Consider the following 19,927-nt stretch of genomic DNA (forward strand, 5'->3'; position numbering starts at 1 on the left):
AAAGCATTTTTTGTATTCAAAGCCTTTGACCTATCTAAAAGCGTTTCATGATAAGCTTTTCAGAAGTTTTTAGCATCCAAATTGTCCATTACGCCAACTATCAAAAGAATATCTATAATTTATAGAAACAAACCCAATCTTTGCCATTTTCATAGGACAAAACAGGTCTAAAATAGGACAAAATGATCCTGAAATAGGACAAAATGACCCTAAAATAGGACAATATTTGATTATTTATTAATCTATTTTATTGTTATGTTATTGATATTATTATAAACGTATTTTTTATTGTCCTAATTGTCCTATAAAAAAACACTCTCCTAATAGGAAAAATTTTTAAATTAAAAATGAATGAAAAAAGCCAGCTATTTTACTGGCTTTGGTGGTGGCTTATAGGAAAGGTTTAGGGGCTATGTTTTCTATGTAATCGCTCCATTCTTGCAGCATTTCCTTTCTATGCTCGATATATTCCGCCTTGTTGTATATCCCTCTAATACGGTTCTTGTCTTTATGTGATAAGGCTTTTTCTATCCAGTCATCTTTGTACTTGCCTTGTTCATTTAATGCGGCGTTAATGGCTTTTACCTTTTGTAATAGATTAATCGCTTGAGTAGAAAGTGTAACAGTGTGAAGTCGTCCCTCTGGTAGGTTTTTATTTCCTTTCTGAACACGATAAGACCATAAACCATCATTTAAGTTAATATCTTCCCATTTTGCTTTGGCGATTTCACTCGGTCGGCTACCAGTTAAAAGCGTGAGAATAACCGCATAAAAAGACAAGGGGCTAAAGCGTCCTCTCTCCTTGTTCTCATAGAATAAGCGTAAAAATTCGGGTAATTCAGTCAGATCGATAGTACTCATTCCTTTAGGAGTTGGCTTAGTAAATTCTTTTCCAATCTTGGCCAGATTATTAGCCGGAATAATCCCTCTATGTAAGGCATAAGTCATCACCTCATTAATTTTCGTTATGACCTTTGATAGCTCTGTATATTTTCCATCTCGTTCTAATGGTTTTAAGGCGTTAATTGCCATTAATGGGGTTATCTCGTTAATAGGATAGTCGCCTAATGTAGGTAAGATATGACGCTCAAATCGTTGCCATGTTTCTTTTTGTGTGCGTTCTGAAAAGTCGGGTTTATGCTTTCTATCGTCAAACCAAAGATCAGCGATTTTTGCAAACGTATTATTCATTGCTTCGGCTTGTAGTTGGTTTTGCTGTTGTTCGTAATCTTTAGGATCAATACCTTTCATTACTAACGCTTGATATTCATCTCGTTTAGTTCGAGCTTGGGCTAGTGAGATGGTTGGATAACTGCCAATAGTTTTATTGGTGCGTTTCTTGGTATAGGGCTTAGTATATTTAAAAAGCCACGTTTTAGATCCAGATAGTTCAATTTGCAAATAAAGTCCACCACCATCAGAAAGCGAAATAATCTTATTCCCCGCCTTAATTTTTCTTATTTGCGTGTCTGTTAGCTGTTGTGCTTTTCTTGCCATAGTACAAGCCTTTAAAAAGAAATTGTACTAGAAAAAATGCTCAATTCTTGTAATTAAAATATTTTATAACAATATGAATTAAAAGGATTTTTCATTGAATTGTACTAGAAAGCAAGGCTGTTATTTTTTGTAATTTGGGAGTTGCTCAATAAAATTCTGATTTTCTAGTACAATTTCTAGTACAATTATTCGTTGATATAGAGTTACGTTGAGATACAACCAGAAACATAAAATACAGCTAACGGCTAGATTTTACAAGGGTTTTTGAAACAGTGGGAAACAATCAGAAACGTGGGATTACAACGATTGGCGGAAGGTCATGGGAGTTGAACCCACCCAAGACTGCTGGCAGCCTTAACAGAATTTGAAGTCCTGCCACCTCACCGGAGATGACGACCTTCCATAAACCAAATAAAAATGATGGAATGCTTGGAAAAGCGCAGTCATTTTACTGAATTTTTTCGATAAAAACAGTATTATTTAAGCTTACTGTTATAAATAGGAAACCTTTATGTCTGTGCTTTATCGACAACTCCCCGCCATTGATCGCTTATTAAAAACGGAATTAGGGCTTAACTTAGTAGAAAATTTTGGACATTCTGCGGTTGTGCAGATGATGCGAGAACAGCTGCAACAAGCCCGAGAACAGATTAAACAGCAACAACAGCTTCCTGATTACTGTCAAACGGATCAACATTTTTTACAACATACCCAACAACGCTTACAGCAACAACGCCAAGTTAAAATTCAGCCAGTACATAACTTAACAGGCACAGTATTACATACCAATCTTGGGCGTGCGATTTGGTCAGAGGCGGCACAACAAGCTGCATTGCAGGCAATGCAACAAAATGTCGCATTAGAGTTTGATTTGCAGCAGGGTAAACGAGGACATCGAGATCAAGCGATCAGTGAATTATTGGCACAATTAACCGGAGCGGAAGCGGCTTGCGTGGTAAATAATAATGCGGCAGCCGTGTTATTAATGTTAGCAACCTTTGCTCAAGGAAAAGAGGTGATTATCTCTCGTGGCGAATTGATCGAAATTGGTGGGGCATTTCGTATTCCCGATATTATGGCACAAGCTGGTTGTAAGCTGGTGGAAGTAGGGACAACGAACCGTACGCATTTACGTGATTATGCTCAAGCAATTAATGAAAATACGGCGTTATTATTAAAAGTACATAGCAGTAATTACCAAATTATGGGCTTTACTTCGAGTGTGAGTGAAGAAGAATTGGTTGAATTAGGGCGGGAGAAAGGTATTCCAGTAATGACAGATTTAGGCAGTGGTGCCTTGATTGATTTTCGTGAGTATGGCTTACCGCATGAACCACAAGTACAGCAAAAGGTGGCAGCAGGAGTCGATTTAATTTCATTTTCAGGGGATAAATTATTAGGTGGACCGCAAGCAGGTATCATTGTTGGTAAACAGAGTTGGATTGATCAACTACAATGCCATCCATTAAAACGGGTATTACGCTGTGATAAAGTCATTTTAAGTGGTTTAGAAGCGACATTACGCCTTTATCTTGAACCAGAACAGTTAATCAAACGTTTACCTACTTTACGCGTATTAACCGCAGATTTAGAAGTATTACAGCAACAAGCAGAACAATTACAACACGCCTTACAGGATAAGCTTAGTGAGCGTTTTGAGATTACGATTGCAAATAGCGATGCACAAATAGGTAGCGGTTCACAACCTACTGCAAAAATTCCTTCATTTGCAGTAACACTGCAAGCAAAATCAGCAAAAAGCGACGATCTTTATCAACTGATTGCCAGATTAAAATCGCTTGATCATCCGATTATCGGGCGGGTTGAAGCGGATAAATTATGGTTAGATTTACGTAGCGTGGCAAATATTGAAGCATTATTAACAACGGTGAAAGAATTATGATTATTGTAACAGCAGGGCACGTTGATCACGGGAAAACAGCGTTATTGCAAACTTTAACAGGAACGAATGCCGATCGTTTACCAGAAGAAAAAAAACGGGGAATGACGATCGATCTCGGATATGCCTATTTGCCAGTGGAGGATAAGGTATTAGGGTTTATTGATGTACCGGGGCATGAAAAGTTTCTCTCGAATATGCTGGCGGGGTTCGGTGGTGTCGATTACGCAATGTTGATGGTAGCTGCTGATGAAGGGGTAAAACCACAAACCGTAGAGCATTTAACCTTGCTAAAACTGTTACAATTTAAGCAAATTATCTTAGTCATTACTAAATCTGATCGGGTGGAATCGGAACAAATTGTGCAATTAATTGCCCAAATCCGCCAACAATTTCCTGTGCTTGCCACAAGTCCAACTTTTATCACATCCGCTTATACTGGCGAAGGCATTGATTCATTACGTGAATATTTAAGCCAATTAGAGAATACGGCGGAACAAGATAAACCGTTCCGTTATGCGATTGATCGTGTGTTTAATGTCAAAGGTTCTGGGTTAGTGGTCACTGGAACAGTCTTTAGTGGCAAAGTCAGTGTCGGTGACGAAGTTTATTTGTCTGCAACGCAGCAAACGGTTCGAGTTAAAGGGATTCATGCACAAAATCAACCAGCTGAAAGTGGTGTCGCAGGGCAACGGGTAGCATTAAATTTAGCAACAGATTTAGCTAAAGATGACATTGATCGTGGTGATTGGTTAAGCGGGCTAGCTACATTATATGCCACAGATCGTGTAACCGTAGAATTAACAGCGAATAATACAATTAATGATGCACAAGCGGTGCATATCTATCATGCGGCAAGCCACACGGTAGGGAAGTTAAATGTATTGATCCGTTTACCTGACATGATATTAGCAGAAGTGATCTTAGACAAACCATTATTTATTGCGGTGATGGATAAGTTAATCGTGCGTAGTGGTGATGATCAACATACATTAGGTGGCGCAAAGGTAGTAGAGATTAACTCACCAAAACGGCATAAACGTAGCCCAGAACGGTTTGCGTACTTGCAAAAATTATTGACTTGTCAAAGTCGCATCCAGCGAATTTTGCATTACCTACAACAGCAAGCTTTGCCTTTAGCACAAGTGCAATGGGTGGAACAACTTACCACAGAGCAAATCTACTGTCTGCAAAAGCAAGCACAATTAGAGGTGTTTCGTGATTGGCTATATGCAGAAAATTACCAACAATATCAGCAAAAACTATTGCTTAGCGCATTAGAAACGTTTCACCAACAACACCAAGATCAGTTAGGCGTGAGTAAGGCACGTTTATGGCGGATGGCGACTTTAAATCAACCGATGCCATTAATTTTCCATTTTATTGAACAACTGATCACCGAGAAAAAGTTATTGCAGACCAATGGCTGGTTACATCTACCGCAACATCAAATTGCCTTTTCTGCGGAAGAGCAACAATTATGGCAACAGGTAGAAGCAGAGTTTCAGAAAACAGATCAACCTATCTGGGTACGAGATATGGCGCAAATCTTAGCCTTAGATGAAGATACGATGCGTAGTTTTATGTATAAAGCGGGCAAGATGGGGTATCTGACACCGATTGTCAAAGATCGTTTTTTCCGTCAGCAAGAGATTCAACAGTATGCATTGTGGTTAAAAAATTACCTGTTGGAACATGGTGAAGTGACCGTGAATGAAGTACGAAACTATTTCCAGTTTGGGCGTAAATTAACGGTGCAACTGATGGAATATTTTGACCGCTCTGGATTTTTACGCCGGAAAGGGAACGTACATTTATTGCGTGATAGCGACTCTTTTTAATTTAGATTTAACAACAGCGCACATATCCGCCTTTGGTTTGTTGCGCTAAACCTAACATTTCTAATTCCAATAAATCCGTTAAGAGTTCGCCTATTGGACGAGATAAAACAATAGCTAATTCATCAGGTGACACTGCAGTGCTCGGATTTAACAGCTGATAAAGTGCGTAATGTTGTTTAGGGACTAAGATATTGGCAGAGGATTCCTCTTGTTTCGTTTCTAAGATGCTCGGTTCCAATTTGATTTTATTGGTAGGCATTTTCGCAATAAATGAAGCAACAATTTCGAGGATATCTCTCGCATCTTCGACTAACCACGCGCCTTGCTTAATCAGTTGATGGCAACCTTGGCTTAATGGACTATTGATCGCTCCGGGAATCGCAAAAACCTCTCGATTTTGTTCAAGGGCATAACGCGCAGTGATTAATGAACCACTCTTGGTTGAAGCCTCAATAATTACACTACCAAAAGACAAGCCACTAATAATTCGATTGCGGCGAGGAAAGTTTTCTGCGATAGGGGGTGTATCTGGCGTAAATTCTGAAACTAAAGCGCCCTCGTTTTCAACAATTTGCTGCGCTAATCTTTTATGTCGGGTAGGGTACACAGTATTTAACCCACAACCTAAGACAGCAATAGTAAGCCCGTTATTATCTAGTACAGTTTGATGGCTAATACTATCAATACCTAATGCTAATCCACTGGTAATTGTAAAGCCGGTACTGCTTAAATCTTGCGTAATCACTCTTGTGCAATATTCACCATAAGGCGAACAATAGCGACTACCTACGATAGCGATTTGTGGCATTGACAGCGCATTAATGTTACCTTTGACAAACAAAATTGGTGGGGCAGATTTAATCTGTGTGAGTAAGAACGGATATTGAGGGTCAAATAAGCTGATAATGTGATGATTGGATTTCTCCTGCCAAGCTAAAGTTTCATCGATTAATTTCTGATTAGGGGAAAACCAAGCTTGAATTTGTGGTTCTGTCCAACCAATATAACGTAATTGTTGAGCATCATATTGAAGTAGTTTTTCTAATGAAAGATGTTCTAATAAGCGTTGAATTTTCCCAGCACCAAAATGAGGCAACAGCGAAAGTCGTAATAGTGAAGAGAGTGTTTGCATAAAGGATTCCTCAGTAAAAATTAGAGGGTACTTCATGCAAAATAGCTGTGCTGTATTTTTTGGTGAGAAATGTGTAGTAGATCGATAATTTAACAAAAAATTGATATTGATAAAGGAACAATCGGTACTGTTAATTAACTGAAAAATAAGTACAATGCGTTGTTTCATAAAAAGAGGAATGAAAAATGGCGATATTAGAAGTTTTATGTTTTCCTGATGAAAGATTAAGAACGATTGCGAAGCCTGTTGAAGTGGTTGATGATGAGGTACGCGAGTTTATTGATAATATGTTTGAAACAATGTATGAGCAAGAAGGGATTGGCCTAGCAGCAACGCAAGTCAATCGTCATCAACGTATTATCACGATTGATGTGGAAGGTGATAAAACCAACCAATTAGTTTTAATTAATCCTGAAATTGTAGAAGGAAGTGGTGAAACTGGGATTGAAGAGGGGTGCTTATCAGTACCGGGATTTCGTGGGTTAGTGCCAAGAAAAGAAAAAGTGACAGTAAAAGCCTTAAATCGACAAGGCGAACCTTTTACTTTAGACGCAGATGGCTTATTAGCAATTTGTATTCAACATGAAATCGATCATCTAAATGGTGTGGTATTTGTTGATTATTTATCACCATTAAAACGTAATCGGATTAAAGATAAGTTAGTGAAGTACAAGAAACAATTAGAACGGTCGCAAAAGTAATAATTGATTTCAACAAGCCTATAAAAGGAAAAAATAAATGCAGAAGATCTGAAAATCTTCTGCATTTTTTCTATAAATTCGACTTAGAATTGGAAGCCTACACCAGCACCGACAGAAGTATCACCAACAGTGTTATGGCCTGCGTTAAGTTTCAAGATAATTTTGCCATTATCTGAAATCCGAGATACCCCAACTGCGACGGCTTGTGCAGATTTATGCGAACCTACACTCACAGCAACAAGGCTCTTACCAGGAATATAAGCTTGCGGTAAGCTTGCCATTGCAGCAGATGTTGCACCAACGCCTTCCAAATCTCTAGCGAGTTTACCTACACGTTGGTTGAGGCGACCGAGTTGTTTACTCATGTCAGAACCTAAACCATATAATTGGCTAACGTTCACCGCATCAGTAGGTGCGGAACCTGCGGCAACATTGGTAATACGGCGAACTTCTTGTTTACCATCTTCTGTAGTACGACCAACAGAGACTTCGCCAATAACTTCGTTACCATAGCCACGTATATTCGCAAGGTTACCCCAAGGAACAGCGCTTTGTAACTGTTCTAGCGTTTGTTTCGCTTCTGCATTTGCGCCTAGAGCAATGCTATTTTCAGTAACAGCTTTCGCATTGTAACCAATTGCTACGCCATTTTTCGCTTCAGCAGTGGCACTATTACCAATTGCTACACCATTAGACGCTTTGACATGAGCAGAAGTACCCATTGCTACCGCATCGCTTGCCTCTGCCGCAATTGTCACTTTAGTACCAACGGCGACAGCATTGTTCGCTTTGGCACCGACTTTGATTTCATTACCCATCGCCATTACGTTTTCAGTAGTGACTTGAGCACTGAGATCTTTGATCTTAGTGGCTAGCTCTTCTTTTTTCTTCAAGTAATCCGCTAAATCCGTTTGATATTTAGCCAATTTGACTTGATAGGCTTTCAACTGTTCATCGGTTGGGTTAGCTTCAAGTGCTGGTAATGGATCAGGGCGTTTGAGTTCCTTACGCTCTTTAATTGCTTTCTCAATTTCATCGATAACCGCTTCATCCCCAATACTATTGTTATTACCCACAGAGTAACTTGATTTCGCATTGATTTTAGTTGGGTCACCGATAGCGCCCGAATTATCCCCTGCAACGACATGACCTGTACCAACGCTGATGGTGTTGTTACCAGCCACAGTACCATCTTTACCGATAGCAATAGCATTATCAGAGTCTTGAATGACCGTTGCGGATGAGCCAATCGCCACTGCATCAGAAGCATCCTTACCAACTTCGTTCTGTGTACCAACAGCAAGAGAATGATTAGCACCTGAGCTAACGCTACTTTGATAACCAATCGCCGTAGAGTAGCTTGCTGAAGCACTTGAGTCATCGCTATTAGAAATTTGAGCCTCAGGAATATCTTGACCGGCATTTACATGGAAGTACTTGGTTCCTTGCTCGTTAATATTGCGTACCGCACTATAAATATTATTGGTGATGTATTCACCATTATTATTTACATTATAGGTTTTGAGATAAGGCTTATTCTTTTCATCTAAAGGTACACGAATAGTTGTCGCTTTTTCTTGTGTTGTATTAGTCACATAAGAGTATTCTTTCACCTCTACTGGGTTAAGTTGATTAACCGTCGTTGTTGAGTTATCAACATGAGTGTCATTGTTAATCACAGTTACACCGAGGTACTCTTGTAAATCAAAGAGTTGACCACCATTGATCGCTTCTTTAGAGCCATGAGCAATACGACCGTCAGCTACGTTAGAAAGAACGCTGGCTTTATCTACTGTACCATTCGCATTTTGGATAGCTGTGTAAACCTTGTTCGCATCAAAGCGAGCAGCACTTTGCTCTGCGGTGAGTTCTTGACCATTAAGTTTACCATCAGCACTGATACGTTGAGCTAAAGTCTTATCGGTATAGAACTTACCATCCGCTCCTTTATAGACTTTAGTCGGAGTGACAATATCCTTACCATCAGCCCCTTTGGTAGTAACATCAGTGACATAAGCAATTGGCAATTGCGTATTGTTGACGATGTTTTGGTCATTGGTCGAGATTTTAATCTTACCAGCGGATTGATCAAGGGTCACATTTTCACCTGCGACAAACTCAAGCGTGTTGCCCGGCTTGATATTATCTCCACTTGCTGCAATACCACTGTTATTGACCACACCACCATCGGCACTGGTTTTCACGTTAAAGCCCTTATCTGCTGTCGCTTGTGCATTAGCAGCTGCTTGATTAGCAGCTTCGGCACGTGCAGACACCTCATTCAAATCGCTCACATTAACCGCTGAGTTTTTGAGGTTGACATTGGCTGCGGCAGTCGCGAGTTTGTCTGCGAAAGTCGCATTATCTTTGGCGCCGCTATTGGCATTACTTGGATCGTTTAACGCAGTCACATCGTTTACAGAAGACTGGATACCTCCCAGTTTTTGAGCGGTTGGCTTACCATCTTTATCTAATAAGGTGACTTCTGTTGGAGTAGCTACTTGAGCATTATCTTTAAGTTTGCCATCTGTACCAATATCAGAAGCTTTATAGAAATTATCGCCGACTTTTACGAGTGTATTACCAGACGCATCTTTAAATGCCATTGGCAAGCCATCGACATTGATACTGTAAGTATGAACACCGTCTTTGCTGGTAATCGCAGATACTTTGGTATTTGCTCCGTCAACTACTTGGATAGTATCGCCTAACTTAATGGTTTGTGCGGTACCGTTGTTGGTTTGTAGTTTAAAGCCAGAGTCTGCTAAGTTTTTGAGGTCTTGGGTAGTGACAGCGGTATTGCCATCAATCGCCCCATCACCAGTCGTACCGACTTTATTGAGGTTAGTGATAAAGCTACCATCACTACTATTACCGCCAATTGCACTGGCGATATTACCTAACGTTGTTGCTTTGGTGGTTGTGCCGTCTGCATTGACTAACTTCATAGCAGTAGGGGTGGCTTCTTGTGGTGCTTGATCAGCAGAAACAGCAACCAAGGCACCATTCTCATCGACTTTCATCCACACGCCAGATCCAGGTGTAGCACCAGGGACATAAGCCATACCTTTTAGATCGTCCTCTTTATGCCATTTACCATCAGCACCTTTGACGAGCTTATTGCCTTGTGCATCCACATACACTGCCGGTTGATCCACATGGACATTGTAAGTGTCTTGGCCGCTAGCACTGGTTTGTTTGGTTACAATGGCACCACCACTACCTGTCACTTGCGTACGCGCTGCTTTGGCATCTGCCGCTGCTTTGTTTTGGACGTTATAAAGTTGTTTACCTGTCACTACATCAGTTGAGTTATCACTAATCGCACCATCAGCTACGTTGGTAATCTTATTACCACCATTATTCAAACCATTTTCAGTCAGGCTAACTGTCTTGCTTGTATCATAGCTGCCATCTTTAACAGGGGTAATAGTGATACCGCCATTGGTGACTTCTGTCTTCGGACCAGTAGCTTTATCGTTCTTATCAGTGACAGCATAGGTAGTACCTGTGCTAGTCGCAGTATTACCATCTGCATCTGTTGTTGTGATTGTTGTACCATCACCCGTTGTCGTAGTGGTATGTGTGATGGTCTTACCATCTTTAGTTTCTGTGTGTATAAACTGTGCACTGGTGAGGTTGGTTAATTCTTTCGCCAATTTCACTGTCAGTGCATCGACACCATTAGACACGACACCAATATTGCCATCGCTAAGTTTGGCTGGATCAGTCACACCACCTTTAATATTGAGGGTTTCACCCAGTTGACGAGTGAATGCATTTTGAAGATCAGCGGTATCGCTTGTATCTTTCACTAGTGCGTCACCTGCATACACACGACCTTTATTCGCTGCGGTGGTGAGTTGTTCAATCGCCCCCACAATGGTAGTCGGAGCAGTGGTATTGGCTGTGGTGCCAGTACTGCCTGCTGTGACGGCAGTAAAGGTTGGTTTGACTAATTGATTTGAATTATTAGTGTCTTCTTTAAAGCCAAGTACATCTTTCTCTAGGTTGTAGAGCTGACTACCGTTGATGGCATCAGTCGATGTGTTAGTAATAGCACCAGCACTAACATTACTCAATACAGGTGCTTTACCATCTGCCCCATTAGCTAATTTAGCCGTAGTAGCAGCCTGTACTTCTGTAGGTTGGTTAGTAAGAGTGCTACCATCCGCATTTTTCCATGTTGTACCGTCATATACTAAGCCATTGATATCAGTCGCTTTATAGTACTTACCATTAGGTGCTTGGACTAACTCATTACCGTTTGCGTCAGTGTAAGAGAGGACTTTCTCTACATGGACGTTATAGGTTTTAGAGTTATCACCCGCTGCTGTGGTAGAAGTTACAGTAGCCGCACCAGAACCAGTGACTTTTGTAGTAGCAGCAGTACCCGCTTTTAATTGAGCTACGGTTGCTACATCATTATCCGCTGAGCCGTCAGCCACATTGCTAATCTTATTACCACCATTATTCAAGCCATTTTCAGTAAGGCTGACGGTATTATTGGAATCATAACTATCTTTTTTACCATCGTTATCATCTTTACCACTTTCAACCAATTTAGTAATGGTGATTCCCTTGTTAGACACCTCTACTTTAGGCGCACTAGGTACAACTGATACGTTGTTGCCATCAGTGAAGGTTTGCAAAGTCTCGTAAGTCATACCTGTACTGGTAGAGGTTGCTACAGTCTGGTTGTCACCGTCTTTCGTCGTGATCGTATTCCCCTTACCATTGACGATGGTGGTGTAAGTCTTACCATCTTCTATTGTGCTAAAGTTCGCACTATTGAGGTTTTGAAGGTTTTTCGCCAATTTAATGATAAGTTGGTTACTTGATCCTTCGATATAAATATTACCCGCCGCAGATTGGAAAGGATTGCTTGCAGTAATAGCTGAGTAATCTCCCTCACCGATAATATTGAGTGTGCTACTCAATGGGCGATGAACAACTGTACCGCTATTATTGCCGACGAAGTCTAAACCTGCATTGGCTACAAGTTGTAAATCATGCAGCGTAGTGGCTTGTTTTAAGACATCGCCAGAAGCTGTTAGCATATTGCCAACGACGGTTTTGTTAAATGCTTCTGTTGCTTTGGTTTTATAGCTATCTCTTACTGCCGAAGGAATGTCAGCAAAAGTTGTTTTCTGTGCATCAGGGTTATCAGCATTGTACAAGGCCAGCGCTTTGTTTTGGATGTCTTGCTCAGAAATATGGGCGATAGCATCTTTTACATTGGTAATAGCTTGACCACCAGCAGAAATACCGTTATCCGTAAATTTCGTGACGGTTGTGCCTTGCGTGATGGTAATACCATCTTTGTTGACAACGGTTTTATCAGCTGCTGAGCTGCTCGTTGCATCTGTACCAAACGTGATATCGGTTAAACCTTTAATTTGTTTAGCTAATTTTACGGTTAGTGTATCCGAACTGCTGTTAGCGATAACACCGATATTACCATCGCTGAGGTTTGTTGTGTCAGTCACGCCACCTTTAATATTAATACGTTCACCGAGTTCTCGCTTGATGGCGTTCTGCTCTGTATCATCATTCCCTGTGGCGGCTTTATAGTCATCACCAGCATAGACACGTCCCTTGTTGACGGCGGTGGTCAACTGGTTAATGGCATTGACTACCGAATCTGGTGCTGTACTACTGTTACCCGCATTAACACTATTAAAGGTACCTGTAATTTCTGTTTTATTGTCATTGACAGAAAGCCCCAATTTGTTCACTAATTGTTTTAACTGAGAACCGTTAATCGCTTGTACAGATGACTCGTCAATTTGACCTTTACCGACATTATTAAGCACGGGCGTGATAGTACCAAAAGTTGTCAAATTAGCGACCGCAGAGGTAATGGCGGTCGGTTGGGCGGAAATAGGATCACCATTCTCTTTAGTCCATTGTTGGGTGGTAGTATTGTACTTCAAGCCTGCAAGCGCACTAGCTTGATAGTACTTATTATCAGCACCTTTAATGACATTGGTTAAATTATTTCTGCTACCATCAACATAACTCAACCATTTATCGACATAAACGTGGTAATTGGTTGAATGATCTGCATTTTGAGTAGATGTCACTGTTGCAGCCCCAGAGCCTGTGACGGTTGCTTTCGCCAAATCAACATAAGCTTTGTTGACTGCATCACTATCAGCCGTTGGTGTTGCGATATTCGTGATTCGTACCGCCTTGTCACCACCAATTTTTAAGGTTGGTTTAACATCAGTTTGGTTATAGTCCGTCGTATTGGCAATAGCAACACTGTTTTCTTTCGTAGTGCCATCTTGGTTGGTAGTTATGGTACCGATACGTAAGCCAGTGAAAATAGGGGTGTTTCTAAAGCCAAGGAGGATTCCTCCATCTTTCACTACGGCAGCCATATTTTCGTCATTGTATGCATCAGTATTGGAAGCATCATAAGTACTGATATCATAGGTATTATCTGTCACAGACTTAAGCTTCATGACAAATTTACCTGTTTCAATGGATAATTGCTCACCTAGTTTTACCGGCACTACAGCATCTTCATCCAACTCATCTTGGTAGTTATCCGCACTGAAGTAAATCGGCATATTGGACAAGTTTTGCAAATCACCGACAGTGGCTGCGGAAGCCAGTTGGGCTCTTTCCTCTTTGAGTAGTTCCTCTGTCTTAGTGCCTCCATCCCCCGCAACACCTAAATCGCGTAAGGTGGTGAGGAAAGCGGGACTTAAGCCTCCATAAGGGGTATGAGTATGTGTCGTATCTGCTACAGTGGACAAACCTGTCAATGGCGAGGTCAAGCCAGTAATGCGGTTACCACCGTTGTTTAAACCTGTATCGGTAAGAGAGACTATCTTAGTAAGATCCGCATTACTACCGGTTGCCGCAGGAGGCGTAATGGTTACTCCGTGACTATTAATCATTGTAGTATAGGTATTACTACCACTTGTAGTCGTATAAGAAGTACTTTCCAAACCAGTCAGATTTTTCGCTAATTTAATCGCAATGGTATTGTCTGTTGCATTAGCCACCGTACCGATATTGTTATCGGTTAAAGTACCTGTCGCACCACCAATAAGACCAATCGTCTCACCTGTCTTACGCGTAATAGTGACATTGTCAGGAGGATCGCCTGCTTTATTATCAGCAGTATATTTTTGTGTGGCACCAGCTACCGCTTTAGTAATGGCGTCCACAACTGTTTTAGAGTCGACAAACTTATTGTCGCCATCACTTGTACTCGCTACACCTGTTGTACCATCGCTTGTGATAGAACCTTTATCAATATTGAACTTCACGGTATATGTGTCTTTACCATCAACAGTAGACACAGCGACATTGGCTGTCGTACCCGTACCATTGGCAAAATTCACCACATCGCCGTTGTTAACGGTAGTGGATGGTGTGTTATCACCAGACACAGTACCAATCGTCCACGCTGCATTTTTCAATTGGCTAACAGTAGCCGCATCGCTACCCTCAATACCTTCGGCTAAGTTACGGAGTAGGGCAGGGTTATTGTTGTCATCACCGAGTTTAAGAACACTGTAGGTTTTAGCACTTGAGTCTGTACCAACAGTCACTGCCTTTGCGGTAGAGAGTTTGACCTTAGAGGCGGTTGTGTTTGCATCTAAGCTTTGTCCACCAAGGGTCATCGTATTTAAATCAGTGAGCTCCTTAGCAAGACGGATGACTAGGCGTTTATCCATGATTGGCTGGTCCGCACCATCTTTGTTACCTGTATCGTAGGATTCAACAGATACATAGGTGTTTTTATCCGTTGTAGCCTTATCAATGTCGGATTGTTGTACAGCATTGCCAGTTCCTGTACCAGGAACGGTAGCATTACCAACCAAATGAAGCGTACTATTTAACAGACGACTAACAGTATCATTATTGTTGCCTGTGAATTTCAACCCATCTTTCATGGTGGCAACGGGAGCATTGTTGGTTGCTGTCCCTACGACAATGCGTTTAAGTTCAGTACCAGAAAGGTCATTTGCTGGGGTCGTATTAGCAAAATCAATAAATGTAGCTGTATTTGGATCTCCACCAAAAGTTAGCTTACCTTTACGTCCATCTAAGGTAAATTCGCTGGAAGGATAGGTAACAGAAGTACCTCCTTCATCTATTATTTCTTGTGGCGCCTTAATAACAAGAGTGTGTTGCGCACCGTTTAAAGAGATAGATTCATTGCTATTATCACCATCAATTGTCAAGGAACCTGCACTACCTTGGGTATTGTTCCCCAGTTTTACATCTTTATTAAGTCCAATAGTTAACTCACTATTAGTTTGTTTCGGATCAGTAGAGTTTGATCCACTTATTGATACTTGAATATTATTGCCACTATCTCCTTTGATAGGAACAAAGAAAGATGCATCTGGTAGAGTTGCGTCGTCCTTAGAACCAAGCAAATTGCGTGACGCATACTTGTAAGAACCACTACCACCTGTTCTGAAACCATAATATAGATTTTGCATAGCGACGGTATTAGCATTGTCTCTTGCTACGGTAATGTTTTTGAGTTCACCAACGGTGACAACTTCATTGTCACCTTTAGTAGTAAATGTACCGTTATCATTTATGTGATCTGTAAACACACCATCAATACGAACCAGCGATGGCGTACTAGATCCATCTCCATTACTGACTGAAGGTCCTGATAAGTATAGTACGGATGTTCCATTATTGGCATTATTAGCAATACCTTGAACAACACTGAGTTTGACAGAAGGGGTGTAATTAATGGAAGTCTCACCACTGAGATACGTGCCTGCATTACCTGTAAACTCAGCAGAAGTCATGTGAGTGAGATCTTTTGCTAGACGTATTGAAAGTTGGTCGGTGCCATTAGATATAACGCCGATATTGGTTGTGGTGAGATCATCATCAATCGTCTGACCTTTTTTAATATATCCACCCTCAATCTTAACTTTGTTATTAAGAGCCGCAGTGAACTCATTTGTTGTCGTTAAGGGTTGATCACCACTGAATGCAATGCCATCTGTCAAAGTTGCTAACTGATTGCCGTTAAAAGACAAGCGAGCTGAATTAGTGCCTGTTGTCCCCGGAATCTTGGTACCAGACACTAGGCTTAACACATAGTCAGTATAAGTGCCTGATGACATCGCATTGCTTTTGAACGTAATCTGTCCATTAAACAATTTAATCGCACTTGCCTGATCGGCTGCCCCAGCATTTTTCACCACCAGACTACCAGCGGTACCGTCTGTAGCGGTATCCCCCAAGATGACGCTTGGGTTGAGTTTAATTTTTAACACATCATTAGCTGAGGCAGTGTCGTTGCTTTTCGCTGCTACGGTGGAGATATTGTTATCAAAACCCGTAATTTGAATGGTGTTATTTAACAGTTTCTCAACCTTACCGTCGCTGCTGTCGGCCAAGCCAAACTTCGCGCTGGTCACATTCGTGTTGATTTCGTTAAATATCGAGGCAACATTCGAGGCTGTGGCATAGCCGTCCGCATCGCCACCTTCGGCAATACTTACAACGCCAGTTGATCTATCACGCGTTAAACTCGCAGATTTAATCGCAAAGACCACGCTATAGGTTTCTGGTGCAGCTGAAGGAGCAGTAGTCGCCGCTGTTTTTGTTAGTGTGACTTTTGTACCTGTACCTGCATCAAAGCTGACACGTTCGGCGTTATTCACCTGTCCTTTAGATGTGTAGGTGGAAGTGGTTGTTGAACTACCTGCCGCACCAGACGTTGTTGTGGTGGTTTGTCCAATATCCCATGCTGCGGCATTGACGAGTTTTTGTACGTCACCTAGGGTTGCGCCATAAGAACTATTGGTGTTGTCGATGGTTGTGCTATTCGCAGCAAGACCGCTTTTCACATTGGTGATATTGGTATTGCCTGTGTCGATACCACTAGTGGTAATCGAAATAGGGGCAGGGGCAGTACCATTCGCTGGAGTAGGGCCTTGGATGGTCACACCGCTACTAGTAATCGTCGTTGTGGTCGTGCCGTCTGTTGTGGTCGTTTTATATTCTGTCGAAGTCAGACCAGTAAGCGCTTTTGCCAAACGGAGTGTCAAAGAGCCACCGTTATTGCTGGCAATCACTCCGATATTGTTTGTCGTGCTTAAATCACCCGCATTGGTAACCCCGCCTGTAATGGTTAAAGCTTCAGACAGATTACGGTGTACTGTTTTCTTATCCCCACTTGCCGCATCAGTAGGCAAGGTATCACCAGTGAAATCCATACCCGCTAGCGCAAGGTTTTGCAAGTCTTTCAAATTGGTTGCTTGTGAGAAATCATAGGGGGATAAGGTTGTACCACTTGCATCTAGTCCTTTTAATAAATTACTCACTGCCTCTTGTTGTTGGCTTTGCGTAGTTGTGCCGGCGTTTGGCAAAGATAAAGCATTAGCAACATTGTACAGTTCAATATTACTAGTTGTACTTTGACTGCCGTTCACTAAAGAAAGCACAGCATTATCAGCACCGACCACTTGGCTGGTGGTATCTTTCGTATTAGATCCCTCTTGTAACCAAGCATCAGAAGTGGCTATAACACCTTCTTTACCTGTGACGGTCAACGTTTTGCCATCTATCTTAGCCTGATTGATTTCCCCTAAAGTGAAACCACTCGAACTAGAGAAAGCGGTTTTTAATTGATTGCCGTTTTGTGTATCAAAAGCCGCTACGGGATACCATTGACCATTGGCGGCTTGTTTAAACTTGCCGTCTACCAAGGCACTGTCATAAAGGGTGTTATTCCAGCTGTAGAGACGATGTCCTTCACCACTGGTATAAACAACATTACCGTCAAGACCTGTGACAACACGTGCTACGCTGCTTTCCATTGCATCCCAAATCGCATAGAGTTGTGAGCCGTTGATGGCGTCGGTTGAGTTAGCCCCGACAAGACCCGGCGCGACGTTTTGAATCACACGACCATAGGATTTGTTATAGGTTTTACCGTTGGCGTCAGTTTCTTGAACAATACGCCCTACAGTAATTGTTCCCACCTCGTTAGTTATCGATCGTTGATTTTCACCTGTTGTTTTTCCGACGCCAGCAAAATTATAGGTTTTTCCGTTGATTGAAATGGAAGTCTGTCCTGTACTGCCTGCTGTCATCAAGTCGTTCAAGCCGATAACGGCAGGGGTAGTGGTTACGCCATCGGTAATCACGGCATCGGTACCATTTTTCGGTAAGTCACTAAGATTACCTTCATATTTGCCCTTAGTGGTACTCAATGGGGTAGTGGTCGCCACAGAATAATCACCGATATAGACGGAATTACTTTGATCCGCATCAATGTGTGAACCCAATACATAAGTACTTTTTACATTGTTGCGAAGAATCACGTTACTACCTTCGACCACGTTATTGCTCGCACCTACCCCGGCAATATTGAAAGAACCGGCTAAAAGGTTCATTCCTGTTTGAGCATTGTTCTGGGCGAGCAAGGTGCTTAAATTAAATTTCTGTACTAATCCTAGGTCATTGGCAATCGCTGCTGCATCCGCCATGCTATTTGTACTGATATTGGGATGGGTCCCAAATAAGTTGGTCACGGCACCACGAACAGCCACACTATTAGTCAAATCAACACCAGAAATATTCTTAGAACCCGCCAAGAAGTTGTACATGGAGTTGGCCTCTACGATGTTATCCGCACCGGCCAAGAAGTTGTGTCCTGTATTATAAGCGACGGTGTTGCGAGAGCCGATGATGGTGTTGTTATCACCATAGGTAAGCCCTACGGGTTTGCCTGTTGTCGCATCGAGGGCGACATTTCCCAAGTCGGCAATAGCGGCTGTTTCTGCCGCTGAACGACCGGTAATAGCCCCAGTAATGGTGGTGCTACCTAATTGCGCTTGAACACGGTTATTTGAACCAATGACCATGTTATTGGTACCGCTAGCGATAACGTTGTTCGAACCATAGACGCTGTTGGTTTTAGATAAATCGTACAAGGTATTGTTGGTACCTACGACAGAGTTGTCGGCAATACGTTGGTAACCACCGTTACCGGTAGAACCTGTGTAGCCACTTGAGGTGAAGTCAGTATTAAAGCCCTCGGTACGGTTTTTGGCACCAATTACAATATTGCGGTCACCCCAGAAACGCATACCGCTATTGTTGAGGTTGGCTTCAGATGCATCAAATGTATTGGTAAGCTGAGTATAGATCCCATTTGCATTTGGCGTATCCTTCCAACCAGAGCCAGCACCGTAGAATTTATCTGCACCGCCACCAAGGATAATATTACCTTGTCCGACGGCTTGCATATTGGAACCAATCACCACGCTTTGTTGAGACCATTCACCGGCTTTAACATTAAAGCCCATGGTCACGCCAAAGCGACCTACAGAACTATAGCTATTGGCAAGGGTCGTGTTACCAACCACGATACCCTCGTTACCATAGACACGGTTAAGGGTACCGACAGCTAAACCACCGTTACCACTGATACTGTTGAACGCACCGAAGACAACGGCACTGCTACCTCCAGCATTTTGTACATTCCCTGTTTCCGAACGGGTGGCGGTAACTCCATTGAAAATAGTCGGTTGTGCAAATGCTGTACCTGATGCGGATGTTACTGGTACCACACCGTTATTAAAACCAACGAATACACCGAAACCAGTTCCTGTAGAGCCTTGCATGGTGTTGCTACTGCCTTCAGCCATCGTACCCACTAATAAGCCTAATGGGGCATTACCAAAAATCTTACCGTCATAGGCTGTTCTAACTTCTTCTGCTTTTGTGGTATCCCGCTCATCGGTAGGGGATACAGGGGTGCCACCATTATTAGCCGAGATAAAAATCACGGACAACCCATCGGCAGATGAATCTGGATTTAAACTATTTTGTGGATTAATCAAGGCAA

General features: G+C 42.0%; 6 protein-coding genes and 1 tRNA gene. 3 read left to right on the top strand and 4 right to left on the bottom strand.

Features of this window, described 5'->3' with window-relative positions:
* Nucleotides 1-390: 390 nt before the first annotated feature.
* Both PF272_RS08670 and PF272_RS08675 read right to left on the bottom strand, forming a co-directional pair.
* Nucleotides 391-1,497 carry a tyrosine-type recombinase/integrase gene (locus PF272_RS08670; protein ID WP_271142436.1) on the bottom strand — a complete coding sequence of 369 codons (1,107 nt, stop codon included), beginning with the start codon at nucleotides 1,495-1,497 and terminating at the stop codon, nucleotides 391-393.
* A 307-nt stretch (nucleotides 1,498-1,804) separates the two neighbouring features.
* Nucleotides 1,805-1,899, bottom strand: a tRNA-Sec gene (locus PF272_RS08675).
* Between the two features lie 109 nt (nucleotides 1,900-2,008).
* Here PF272_RS08675 and selA point away from each other — a divergent pair.
* Nucleotides 2,009-3,400, top strand: a complete 1,392-nt coding sequence (gene selA / locus PF272_RS08680) for an L-seryl-tRNA(Sec) selenium transferase (protein WP_271142437.1) — start codon at nucleotides 2,009-2,011, stop codon at nucleotides 3,398-3,400.
* On the top strand, nucleotides 3,397-5,238 hold the full coding sequence (gene selB, locus PF272_RS08685; RefSeq protein WP_271142438.1) for a selenocysteine-specific translation elongation factor: 1,842 nt from the start codon (nucleotides 3,397-3,399) through the stop codon (nucleotides 5,236-5,238). Before selA ends, selB begins: the two co-directional genes overlap by 4 nt.
* Nucleotides 5,239-5,245: 7 nt before the next feature.
* Here selB and dprA read toward each other — a convergent pair whose 3' ends face one another.
* Nucleotides 5,246-6,370 carry a DNA-processing protein DprA gene (gene dprA, locus PF272_RS08690; RefSeq protein ID WP_271142439.1) on the bottom strand — a complete coding sequence of 375 codons (1,125 nt, stop codon included), beginning with the start codon at nucleotides 6,368-6,370 and terminating at the stop codon, nucleotides 5,246-5,248.
* A gap of 185 nt (nucleotides 6,371-6,555) precedes the next feature.
* On the opposite strand from dprA, the gene def reads away from it, so the two are divergent.
* Nucleotides 6,556-7,071 carry a peptide deformylase gene (gene def / locus PF272_RS08695; RefSeq protein WP_271142440.1) on the top strand — a complete coding sequence of 172 codons (516 nt, stop codon included), beginning with the start codon at nucleotides 6,556-6,558 and terminating at the stop codon, nucleotides 7,069-7,071.
* 83 nt (nucleotides 7,072-7,154) lie between these two features.
* Here the strand turns inward: def and PF272_RS08700 are convergent, their stop codons facing one another.
* Complete coding sequence (locus PF272_RS08700; RefSeq protein WP_271142441.1) at nucleotides 7,155-19,868, bottom strand: YadA-like family protein; 12,714 nt, start codon at nucleotides 19,866-19,868, stop codon at nucleotides 7,155-7,157.
* Nucleotides 19,869-19,927 lie beyond the last annotated feature (59 nt).

Source organism: Gallibacterium faecale (genome assembly GCF_027920745.1).
Lineage (GTDB): Bacteria > Pseudomonadota > Gammaproteobacteria > Enterobacterales > Pasteurellaceae > Gallibacterium > Gallibacterium faecale.

Bases quoted from the DNA above. Each gene is read 5' to 3' on its own strand.
- PF272_RS08670 (WP_271142436.1), bottom strand. From the start codon at position 1,497: ATGGCAAGAAAAGCACAACAGCTAACAGACACGCAAATAAGAAAAATT.
- selA (WP_271142437.1), top strand. From the start codon at position 2,009: ATGTCTGTGCTTTATCGACAACTCCCCGCCATTGATCGCTTATTAAAA.
- selB (WP_271142438.1), top strand. From the start codon at position 3,397: ATGATTATTGTAACAGCAGGGCACGTTGATCACGGGAAAACAGCGTTA.
- dprA (WP_271142439.1), bottom strand. From the start codon at position 6,370: ATGCAAACACTCTCTTCACTATTACGACTTTCGCTGTTGCCTCATTTT.
- def (WP_271142440.1), top strand. From the start codon at position 6,556: ATGGCGATATTAGAAGTTTTATGTTTTCCTGATGAAAGATTAAGAACG.